Below are 10640 nucleotides of genomic sequence, written 5' to 3'. Positions count from 1 at the left end.
TGCACATCCACTTTCCTATCCACACACTGAACTCTGTGGGAGCGAGCCTGCTCGCGATGAGGCCATCACAACCACCGACAATCTGCCATACAGACACAAGCTCGCTCGTTCGCCCCAGATGCGTTAATTCCGGACACACAATTCCAGCCCCGCCAGCATCGCGCCACGATTGTCCCCTATCCAATCGACCGCTACCCTCCAAACGTCGCTGCCAATTCAGCGACCGGGCCTGAGAACCCGAGTAAGATGCAGGCGCTACAGCGCCCTAACCACGTTTTGCGGCGTTTTTTTATGCCCGTATTTCGTGCAATGGCGGCTGTGCGTGGGAGACCTTCGGGTCTGCCGGGTTCCTGTATCTCCGGTTTCTCAGCCCGCGCACAGCTGCCACCCATTCGCCTGAGAACGAACGTGGCAGCTCTCACTTGATATGGGAGTTTTATCGATGCATGCCATGGATTCGCCGTTTTTCTGCCGTTGCGCTTCGCCAGCCGTTACCTGCCGCCGACTGACAATCGGAGGCGCACAATGACTCATCCCAGAGACCTCAAAACCCCAGGCCTGACCCCCTTCTCCTTCCACTCCGATCGTCCACTGTTCCGCGTCACCAGCGGTGTCCCCATCGGCGAAGCCCTGTCCCACGCTTCCGACCTGCTCCACGTTGCCAAGCTTTTGGCCGAGGACGCGGCGATGATTCGCAGCACGGATCGGTATGCTTGGGCGTCGTGTTATTTGCAGGATATGAGCAAGGCAGTGATTGATGACGTGGTGAAGGTGCTGGAAGCACCGGGGAGTGATTCCGCTTAAGTTGTTGGATGGCGAAATGCTGCTCGCTAAGGCGGCCTTCCGCGCGGGCCCATCCAGACAAGGCTGCAAAGCTGCCCTGTCTGGATGGACCGCCCTACAAATTCTCAAAGCCCAAGCCACTTTCTGCGAAAAACCACAAATTCCACCAGTGGATAATTTCATCCACAGGCGTAGTAAAGATCGGGCAAAGCGCTATCGTCGACAGCAACCCAGGTAGCCAGAACCTTTAAGGCTACGCCACACGGTGGTGGTTCTCCCAAAGTGCGAATTAGCGTCCGGCGGCTCGCACGGCACAGCGATGTGATGGATGCCTACTTTTATCAGTGTGCCCACTGCGGCAACTCATCCCCTTTCATACTGCCCTGCAGCAACCTATCCGCTTGGCCATTTCCGTGCGCCAACCTGCGCCCGCCTCTTTCTCCCGGAAAGAGACGGGCGCTCCTACCACTGCTGCAGCCCAACTCGTACAAGGGTTTGCGGCATTCCCCCTCGTGACAATCGGCGTGACAAACACCGAAGTCACCAGCAACAGCGATGTAGATGATGGTGCCGCAGCCCACGGAATGGACTGCACCTGACTGACAGTCAGGCATGCCCCGGTCATCTCGTCACTGCCTTTACCCGACTCAGGATCTCGCGGCGCTGCTCTCGTCAGCCAGCGCTGCCTCCACCCGCCCGCTTCCTCGGAAGTGCTCAGGAGGCCAGATCATGAGATGCCCTAGCTCTCGGTCGTAAGGAGCCGCCAGTCCCGCGTTAGTGGACAACCCTCACAGGTCGCAGGGGCCCTGATAACACTCAACATCCTTGGCGGGATGACGTGGGGAAAATTTTAAAAGTTTTGGCTTCGAGAGGAGTTCGATCATGGCATTGGTCGATAGACGGGATGGGCGCAATTTTGGCTGTGGCCGGCAATTGAGCTATGCGGGGCCGCAAGCGCTGAAAGATCTGTTTGGCGGTGGGCATTACGGGACGGTCAAAGCGCACAGTGATCGCTGGCAGGCGTTTGTACGCTGGTGTCGGTCGGAGGAAGAGCCGGGGTTTAACGATGCGCGACAGATTAATCGGCAGACCTTGCTGGACTACGCCGGACACCTGCGCCAACAAGTTGAACAAGGTGAGCTGGCCATCGCCACAGCGCAAAACCGGTTGTCCAGCGTCAACCGGACCATGGCCGCGCTTCGCGGTGATCAGTATGTGAAAGTGCCGAGCCCGAGTAAGGTGCTGGGAATGCGGCGCACCAGTGTTCGTCGTTCAGCGCCGCAAGGCCAAGATCGCGAACAGGTGAAGCGGATCGTCGACGTGCTTTGCGAAAACCAGCAGCCGCGCGCCGCGGCCATCGCTCAGTTAGCGCGAGCCACCGGTATGCGCTTGCGCGAGGCGATTTTGGCCGACCTTCCCCGTCTAAAACGTGAAGCCAAGCAATTCGGCAAGATCAACATCCAGGACGGCACCAAAGGTGGCCGTTCAGGCGCGTCAGCACCTCGTTGGATTACGGTAGATGATCATATTCGTGACGCACTGAGGTTTGCCGAACAAGTCTCGCCCGACGGTAGCCGCAACCTGCTTGCACCGAACGAACGCTACCTCGATTTCTTGCAGGGAATCGTCGGTCCCGCACGGGACATCCTCCATAAGCACAACCTCAAAGGCTTCCATGAATTGCGTGCAGCCTACGCGTGCGAACGCTATGAGCAAATCACTCGACATCTTGCGCCCATCTACGGCGGCAACTGCTACCAGTTCGACCGACGCCTTGATCAGGAGGCCCGAGCGCAAGTCAGTTATGAGCTGGGGCACGGCCGTATCGACGTGGTGTCGGCTTACATTGGTGGTAGAGCATGAGCATGGCATTCGATATGGAGCTGTTCCTGTCAGGCGTCCTGACCGGGTCGCATACCACACGCCAACGCCACCTTCGTCAGGCAAAGGCTATCCAATCAGCAATCGCTGAGCGCTGGCAACGCGACAATCCATGGACTTGGCAGAGAAAACACCTTGCGTGGTTTTTGAATCACCACCTAAACCAGCACACTGAATCGACGTGCTATTACTATTTGCTGACCATGCAATTACTCACTCATCGCTTAGGAAAACCCTGGCAGTTCAACCGCTAAACGAAGGTCAGAAAACGGCCAAAAGCAGCCGCTGGCGATAGAGTGTAGTTAGCCAAGAGTCGACACAGGACGTGTCTACGAAACCCGGAGTGATTCAGCCCACGGTACTACCCGTTTGGTTTCTAACGTTTTAACTCACCGGACGTTGCGCGGCCTTATCGCTCAGGGTCCGGTGGAATTATGGGTTATGCTCCCCTCAATCCTCGGTTGAGTAACCGCAGATGACAAGCTTCTTGCCATCAGGACTCAAAGCAAGGCTAGTACAGGCAAAATGTTTTGGATCAGCACCATCAGGCCGGTCAAAATATTCGAACAGCAAAGTGCCAATTTCAACGGGCAACGTGTTTTCTCCAAAACTATCGAATGTATCCCCGTTAGCTTTGAAAGCTGCGAGAAATACTTTCTGCTTAGCCGATCCGCCCACATAAATGGTTCCATCTACGCTGACTGCAAGGCTACTAACATTCAAATCCTTAATGGACTCGTAAGTAACGAGACGCTTTCCATCACCGCTAAATGTAGTGTCTCGGATTCCGGTAAAAGTATATTTTGCGAGTGCTAATGTGTCTTCATGCCCACCTGCGTAACCTGCAATGCAGATACCACTGTGCGACACGTGCAGTGCGTGAATCTCAATGTTGGCTGTGCCAAATTTGCTCACCACAATCCCGCCGGTGCCAAATGCAGGGTCGGGGTGGCCTGTGCTGTTTAAGCGTGCTATGAAGTAACTTGTGGATTTTTCGCCATCTTGGCGCGCACGGCCAGCCACATATACGCTGTCCTCAAAGCTAAAAATTCTACGGGGGGTCAAAATAGTTTGGATACCAAAGTCTGCAATTGAATGGTAAGTGTCTTCGTTTGGTGGGTCGTAATGAATAAAATCCAGTTTGTTGGTGGATGAGTTTCGCAAGAAACCCGCGATAAGCCCACCAGAGGGCATGCGGACAAAGCCGTAAAAGGTAGAGTGAGCAGATGTTGTTTGATCTTCCAGAACAACGCCGCTAATTCCGAAGGTGTGATCAAAGGCTCCTTTCGCTGTAAGGCGCACAAAAGCAGCTGGGTTCTCAATTTCATCACTTGGTGACTCGACCCCGCCACAGAGCGTGACCTTGCCATCTTCGGTCATTGCCATGCCAACCGGGGTTGTAACCCAAGTGGCGTCAATACCCATAAGCGGATCTGGCAAGGGCCTCACACAAAGACCTATCCCACCAAAGGGTGTGTACATTGACCCGTCACTTTGGTTGAGCTTAAGTGCAAAGTAATTTTTTTTGCTCACAATGTCGGTCCATGGTGGCAAAGGCGGCTCTTCACGTTGCAAACCAGATATGCAAATGTGCTCGGAAGATTGCTCAATGCACAGGCCCATAGTCGACCCTAATCCTGTGCCCAAGGTAATACCTTTTCCTCTGTTGAAATCGCGGTCAAAATTACCCAGCAGGTCAAAACGAGCAATAATCGCGCGGACAATTTTTTTGGAGGTCATCATCTCTCTCACTTGAGCCTAGGGATTAGTTTCAGAGCTTGATAAGCTCGCTGATTGGACATGCCTACATACTCTGGAATTGGATGGCTCGGCTTACCTCAACGAACCTCTGTAATGCCTTCGACCATGTTCTTGGTCCGAACCAGTCTTAGTGGCTGATAGCAATCGGCCAGAAGCTGCCGGTCGACCACTTAGCCCCCCAAACGACTCTAACGGTTAAGCTAACGGGCGTCCAAAAGCGTAGCTTTTTGACGTGCAGCGAACGAAGTGAGCGATAGTTGAGCGCGTTGTTAGGAGCTCGCTATTTCTTGAACAGCCTCTTCAAGTCAACACTGAATCCGTAAATTCCAGGTTTCGCCTCAATTGAGCTTAGCAGCCGTTTAAAGATCGTTTCTGGGGGCTGGGGAGTCTGATTTTTATGCTGGTACTCAACGCATTGCTGCATTAGGCGATGTACGGATGTAATAACATCAAAGGCAGAGTCTAGCTCGCATTTCTTTAGAGAAAAGAAATGATGCTGGCCATCTTTAACTAGTAGTTTTGAAAGTTTTGTGGTCGAGACAAGAATTCCGGGGAGCTGGCCTTGAAGCTCCCACCAGAACTCACCAAGAGCATCGCGTACTTCTGCTTCTATACGAGGGGTGTTGTGCCTGTTCGGCATCAAAATTGTTGCATGTGGGCCGAATTGATCTCCAACGTGAGCGAGCTTGCCTTCAATCTGGCGAGTAAAACTCTCTTGTTCTCCGTTGTAGTCCTCGAAAAGATAATAGGCGTAAACCTTGGGGTCTTCGTCTGGATTTCCTAGGTAGCTTTGAGTTACCCACATAGTTGCCAATTACTCCTAACTATAAGTAGACGACACAAACGGGAAACACTTTCCGCCAATTGTGTCTGATAAAGTCCCTGGTCGCCAGCTAAGTCCTTCAGCAGCAGCTTGCAAGGGTCGGTGGAAAAGCGGTATGAGGTGCGGACAAGCGACATAGCCCCAAGGAGATTACGAAGTCGTTAGCCGCGCGCCCGTGGCCTGTTTGGTGTCGGCTAATGATACTCGTGACGAGGTATTAACCATCTTCCCGAGATGGCCGCTTTTGGCCGAATCCTGCCCGTCGCGATAGGCAGAAACCGGCCAAGAGCAGACGCTCGCCGCTCCCCTCAAGCCCCTACATGCACGTGCACGGAGGTTACTTGTACCACTCTGCCTTGATTGTCGCGAAGTCCATGGCTCTCCACTCTTCCTTCCAGAGTTGCCAGTAGGGGATGTCGTTTGAGGATGGTGCGTCAGCACACGGTTCGATCTGGACAATTGACGGAAGTATGATGGATTCACCTACCAGTAAAGCTTCCCCTTGCCGGAACGATGTCATTTTGTCGATCAACGAGCCAAGCGAGTCCGGAAGTAGCTTCTTCACGTACCCTTGGTCTGCAGGATTAGTAAGGCGCATCGCAATGAAGTTGCTGCACTGAGAAAAGATCGTTTCAGATATTTCGGAAGGACGCTGACTCGCTAACAACAAGGTGACACCATACTTCCGCCCCTCCTTCGCAATACGCTCAATGGAGACTTTAGATGAACGATACTTGGAAAGTTCGCTATTAGGCACATACTTGTGCGCCTCCTCGTACACAAGCAGGATTGGCACGTCGTTGTTAACCTTTTCGTTGGGATTCTTGGCGCAACGGATGCGTTTGTAAATGTATCCATGTTCGAAAATAAGGCGCGAGATGAGTGAGACTGTTATGCTCAGCACCTCGAATGGAACTCCACTAAGATCAATAACGGTAACGTTCGACTCGCTTTGCGAAGTGTACCCTAGGAGCTTTTTTAGTGTTTCTTCGAACGTGATAATTTTTGATTTTTCACCTAGAAAAAAATCAAGCCTACTGTCGTTAACTTTATTCTCTAGTCTATTAACGAAGTTGGTTAACTTCCCATAGAGACTACCCTGCGTGTATTTAGCCTGCCCGCCCTTTTCCTTGTTGCTAGACGCGTAGACCTCTCCAGTATCGACCATTTCTTCGTTTTTTGCGACGGCATACGCAAGCACCTCTTTAATGTCGAAAACGATCGGCGTATCGAGGTGGATTTTTTGCTTTTCGGCTTCGGACCCACTGAATTTTGCGCGTCGATCCCTAACAATCGCTTCCTTGAAAATGTTCCTCTGATTATGATCGTTAGCTTCCGTGTCGAGAAAGAACTCTTCAAGCTCTTCACTGTTTAGCATCCAATATGGCAAGACGAGATTCGAGATGTCGATATGGTTTGCGGAAGGAAATGCCGACTTATACTCAGAGTGGATGTCGAAAATTATTACGTGCGAGTTATTTAGTGAAAAATCGCCGTCTTTTCCTTTTACAGCTCTCTGAATAATTGTAGCCAGAGTATGCGATTTTCCCGAGCCGGTGGAGCCGACCACTGCAATGTGCTTATTGAAGAACTTATTCCCGTTCACGGGCACGGGCACGTTCCCGTTCGAAGCCAGAGTCGAAAATAGAAACCTTGTTTCTTTCGGAACCGAGTCGTCGTAAATCTTCTTAATGTCGGCGATGGTCGCCGGCTGCACTTCCTTCGGAGGAATCGCGAGCGAATCGCCGCCGCGTTCGAATTTGCCGTCTCTCAAGATACCGAGGGGAAAAGCTTCGATAATATAATCCCGCTTACCGTGCGCGCTGACGGCGATCTGGAAGTTTTCGATAATAGCGATAAGGATTGCGTTCTCGTTGTCCGCTATCTTGACGTAAGAACCGACCTTTAAGGATTCTTCTGCTACCTTAAAGTCTTCGAGGTCATCTACGACAATGCGCACCTTGTCGGGGAAGACCGCGATCACTTGGGCGTTGATTTGCTCTTCTTCCTTTGCGTATACCATGTCCACGTACCTGTGTTAGATGATGGATTTGACGTCTGATAGCCGTTCTACCTGTATTTTGACGTGTTTAACCGCTGGCTTATCGTAATCGTAATAGCAGTCGCCCAAGTAGAACTGATAGATACGCCGTGTTTTCGTAATGGCTTCCACGGTTTGTTCGACGTTGGGAAGTGAGTTTAGAACCTTAATTTTTATCCCATTACCATGCGTCGCCTTCTGCATGATTGAGAGACAACTGAAATCCGAGCCCTGGAAATCGTGACCGTCTATTAACTTGAATCCTTCCGTACAGAGCTCTCGCTTTAGTAAAACGAGCTCGTTATCTGTGATTCCATGGACATAGATATATGGGCAGAAAGGAGAAGGTTCCCGCGCGGACAACTTGGCCCACTTCTTGGAAATCTCGAAGAATAAATCCTTGAGGTCACCTCGATCATACGACCCCATATCAACTTCTACCAAGAAGAAGCGTTCGAACGGGGATACGTTGAATTCCGTGAAGTACTCTTTGCGAAGCGCGGCTAAGTGGGCCCTCTTACCCTTCTTCTCGACGAACCATTCGTTGAATAGGACAGTCGAGGTATTGATTCTTGTTAAAAACGTCTTTCTCGTAATTGACCGGTCCGCCGGCGCAGCTCTGATTGAGAGCTCCCGGATAACTGCTAGTGCATTGTTGTAGTAAAAGTACTCAGCAGAGAAAGGGGTTCCTCCGAAAATAGCTTGGAGAGTCTTTATCACTTCGCGAAATTGTTCGTCAAACTCTTTCGCCCTCACGTCGATACTGAGACGCGTTAGAAACTCCTCAAGATCGGCATCGGAGAGACCTAAGTCTACGTGATGATAGTAGGTAACTTTTTTCTTCGTGTAGGTTAGGAAGTGCTTTTTAAGGAAGTCGACGTCTATCTTATTATCTAATTTTTCCTGCCCGGTGAGGTAATGTCCCTTAATGGAATACAAAACTTTCGGTTTCGTTCCCGCCAAACTTTCACCGAAATGGGACACCATGTGTTTCACCGCGTCTTTGATGACGGAGTGGTTATATTCGGTCTTTGCGTAATATTTGCACTGCGTAGCCGTGACGTCGGTCGCAGTTCGGATATCGATGTCCTCGGTGCACTCGATCTCGATGCAATCGTCCGGCGCCGCCAGTTGTAAGACGCTGAGAATGGACAGGTCGAACTGGTAAAAATACCCTCGAATAGTATCAACAGCGCTTCTGTCGGTCATGGCATGTCCAGTTACTATCAGTTTCCTTCGCCGCCAGATTCGTCTAGGAAAGCATGGGCGACTCAGCTGTTATTCAGCACCTTAAACATAAGGTTCAGAGTCAAATTCTGAATATTCATTTTTACCTTTGGAAAACCCAAACAACTTTGAACTCTGATCAACAAAATAATCATGCACAAAGGATATAACTACGAGTCTATCTTCATAAATTATATGTAATTGATTACTGTAATGTTCAGATCTTGGGAAAATTCGCCAATGTACGGGCTCTTCTAGAAACTCCTCCTCCGATCCATCACTACGCAGTACTAGTATTCTGTCGCAGAATTCAAGCACAGTTCCGAAAGAGGCAGTACCAGACGCAATCACCACAGGCGATGGATTTTTAAAGTCCAACAAACCAATCGCGTTGAATTTCTTGCTATATTTCTTTTTAGATTTTTTTTCATTTGCCCGATAGTGCTGAATCTCTATGTGCCCGTCTGTCAGTTTATAGAGTTTTTCACGGGCACCCCAAGTAAAGCTGTCTTTATCAGATGAACTCTGAAATATTTCGCTTTGGTCAATAACTCTGTCGACTACTCTGATAGTTTTCTTTGAATTCGGTTCTTTCTCTTCTCTAAACGAAGCCATAAAAGCCGAGTTTGCACTCCACCCAAGCACGCTCTGAAAAGCCCAGTCGCACGCGTTGCATGGTCTTTCCGCTATTTTTCGTGCTTTGCTCAGCGTTTCTCCAGAGCCTTTCAATAAAGAAAAATCGAATAGCCCATCGCCGCCTGAAGCGGTAGCAATAGCAGTGTAACTATCGGAAGCTTTTACTTGGAGCACTGTCGCATCATGGTGACGCTTGGGCTTAAAAGTTGAAGTGAATCGACCGCTGGGACGCCCTTGGCGGGGTGCGGAGTATAGGCCTTCATTTCCACCTGCAAAGATATTGTTATAGTAGATTTCGGTGTCGGTTGGTAAAAAGTTGAAAGGCGTGCTTTCTGTTGTCCAGATTTTCTCCCATGACTCTTTACTTTCGTGAAGTTCAAGACTCGATAGTTTGGAAAGCTGTGCTTTAATAGGCGCTTCTAAATCCGGGTCGCGCAATATTTTTACAACCTTCGGATTATAAAAAAGATCGCTATCTGAAAAAGCGACACGCACGGCAGTCTGGATATCGTCATTTTTAAAGGCGATTTGGTCTACAAAGCTTGACCAGTCAATACGATGTAAACCTCCATCGTTGTCGAACAGTAATAGCTCTCCCGAGTATATTTGCGAATCCCAGTAGCTTCCCGCAATAGTGAGCTTTACAGAGCGCATTGTTTGCCCCTATGAATTTTGGCCATTTTTGGCTTACTAATCAGGCCTAATTCAAACCAAGAAGAAAGAATCGTTTCACTTGGCTTGTCATAAGGGGAGAGCCAATGAGCAACAGGATAACCATGCCAGTTGCCAATCGCATCGCCTACAAATTTTGCGATATGTAGTTGGCAAGATGACGGCGGAGGAGCCACTCCTAAAGGGCCAAGACCGGCAGCCCCTATGTGCAATCCCCAAAAGCTGTTTCTGAATGCCCATTCGGCCTGAACCGCGAGATCGAAGCACGCGACTTCCTCAGGCTGCGAGATAGACCATTGCGACTTTACTGCCGCATAGCCGCCATTACGGTGTTGGGGATTTGGCGTATATGGCACAGCTCGCTCCTTGAGTTGTAGCGGTGGAGGCATCAAGCCAGCATTAAGTAACAAAAGGTAGACGGGATACCGGTTCCCACGCAAGTCAACTTGATAAAAAAATGAGGACTGCAGTCGTACGTGCGAATTCAGGAGGTTTACCATTCGTATGCGGCTCTGAATTACTTACAGAGCGACAATGTCGCTGACATCTAAAAAATCCCGAATTCGATTCCACCGAACGCCATAACTAGCTGATTTATTTATAGTTACTAGTTGGGGTACGCCGAGTTTTCCACCCAACTCCAGACGCCCGAAAAACCTAGCCCCGCCGAAACATACCGTTCGTCTGGTGCCGGCACCATACAAAACGAAGCCCTCGCAGGAATGCGAGGGCTTTGTTGTTTCTGCACATCCACTTTCCTATCCACACACTGAACTCTGTGGGAGCGAGCCTGCTCGCGATGAGGCCATCACAACC

Annotated in this window: 9 protein-coding genes; 3 read left to right on the top strand and 6 right to left on the bottom strand. The window is 50.3% G+C overall.

Features of this window, described 5'->3' with window-relative positions; all coding sequences use genetic code 11:
* The first annotated feature begins 525 nt into the window (after positions 1-525).
* The 3 genes from BMY45_RS27080 to BMY45_RS27065 all read left to right on the top strand — a co-directional run bounded on the left by BMY45_RS27080 (position 526) and on the right by BMY45_RS27065 (position 2918).
* Positions 526-804 (top strand): DUF3077 domain-containing protein, encoded by a 279-nt coding sequence (locus tag BMY45_RS27080; protein WP_092403463.1) that lies wholly within the window; start codon positions 526-528, stop codon positions 802-804.
* An 861-nt stretch (positions 805-1665) separates the two neighbouring features.
* Positions 1666-2646, top strand: coding sequence for an integrase domain-containing protein (locus tag BMY45_RS27070; protein ID WP_092403461.1), 981 nt, complete (start codon positions 1666-1668; stop codon positions 2644-2646).
* Positions 2643-2918, top strand: coding sequence for a hypothetical protein (locus tag BMY45_RS27065; protein WP_092403459.1), 276 nt, complete (start codon positions 2643-2645; stop codon positions 2916-2918). Before BMY45_RS27070 ends, BMY45_RS27065 begins: the two co-directional genes overlap by 4 nt.
* Positions 2919-3114: 196 nt before the next feature.
* Here the strand turns inward: BMY45_RS27065 and BMY45_RS27060 are convergent, their stop codons facing one another.
* The 6 genes from BMY45_RS27060 to BMY45_RS28070 form a co-directional block, all read right to left on the bottom strand.
* Positions 3115-4407 (bottom strand): NHL repeat-containing protein, encoded by a 1293-nt coding sequence (locus tag BMY45_RS27060; RefSeq protein WP_092403457.1) that lies wholly within the window; start codon positions 4405-4407, stop codon positions 3115-3117.
* A gap of 298 nt (positions 4408-4705) precedes the next feature.
* Entirely contained in the window at positions 4706-5230 is a 525-nt protein-coding gene (locus BMY45_RS28080; protein WP_143071714.1) for a hypothetical protein, read from the bottom strand.
* Between the two features lie 355 nt (positions 5231-5585).
* A complete protein-coding gene (locus BMY45_RS27050; RefSeq protein ID WP_092403453.1) occupies positions 5586-7271 on the bottom strand; it encodes an ATP-binding protein in 1686 nt (561 codons plus the stop codon).
* Positions 7272-7286: 15 nt separating this feature from the next.
* Positions 7287-8498: a DUF4297 family anti-phage-associated protein gene (locus tag BMY45_RS27045; protein WP_092403451.1), complete on the bottom strand. Its 1212-nt coding sequence runs from the start codon at positions 8496-8498 to the stop codon at positions 7287-7289.
* A gap of 81 nt (positions 8499-8579) precedes the next feature.
* Positions 8580-9806 carry a hypothetical protein gene (locus BMY45_RS28075; protein ID WP_143071713.1) on the bottom strand — a complete coding sequence of 409 codons (1227 nt, stop codon included), beginning with the start codon at positions 9804-9806 and terminating at the stop codon, positions 8580-8582.
* Entirely contained in the window at positions 9794-10180 is a 387-nt protein-coding gene (locus tag BMY45_RS28070) for a hypothetical protein (RefSeq protein ID WP_124302461.1), read from the bottom strand. Before BMY45_RS28070 ends, BMY45_RS28075 begins: the two co-directional genes overlap by 13 nt.
* Positions 10181-10640 lie beyond the last annotated feature (460 nt).

Origin of the sequence: Pseudomonas sp. NFACC39-1, from assembly GCF_900110355.1 — a bacterium.
GTDB lineage: Bacteria > Pseudomonadota > Gammaproteobacteria > Pseudomonadales > Pseudomonadaceae > Aquipseudomonas > Aquipseudomonas tehranensis.
Note: the sequence above shows the minus strand (reverse complement) of the source record. Positions and strands in the feature narration are given on the sequence as shown.

Coding starts and splice junctions, on each gene's coding strand:
- BMY45_RS27080 (WP_092403463.1), top strand. CDS start 526: ATGACTCATCCCAGAGACCTCAAAACCCCAGGCCTGACCCCCTTCTCC.
- BMY45_RS27070 (WP_092403461.1), top strand. CDS start 1,666: ATGGCATTGGTCGATAGACGGGATGGGCGCAATTTTGGCTGTGGCCGG.
- BMY45_RS27065 (WP_092403459.1), top strand. CDS start 2,643: ATGAGCATGGCATTCGATATGGAGCTGTTCCTGTCAGGCGTCCTGACC.
- BMY45_RS27060 (WP_092403457.1), bottom strand. CDS start 4,407: ATGATGACCTCCAAAAAAATTGTCCGCGCGATTATTGCTCGTTTTGAC.
- BMY45_RS28080 (WP_143071714.1), bottom strand. CDS start 5,230: ATGTGGGTAACTCAAAGCTACCTAGGAAATCCAGACGAAGACCCCAAG.
- BMY45_RS27050 (WP_092403453.1), bottom strand. CDS start 7,271: ATGGTATACGCAAAGGAAGAAGAGCAAATCAACGCCCAAGTGATCGCG.
- BMY45_RS27045 (WP_092403451.1), bottom strand. CDS start 8,498: ATGACCGACAGAAGCGCTGTTGATACTATTCGAGGGTATTTTTACCAG.
- BMY45_RS28075 (WP_143071713.1), bottom strand. CDS start 9,806: ATGCGCTCTGTAAAGCTCACTATTGCGGGAAGCTACTGGGATTCGCAA.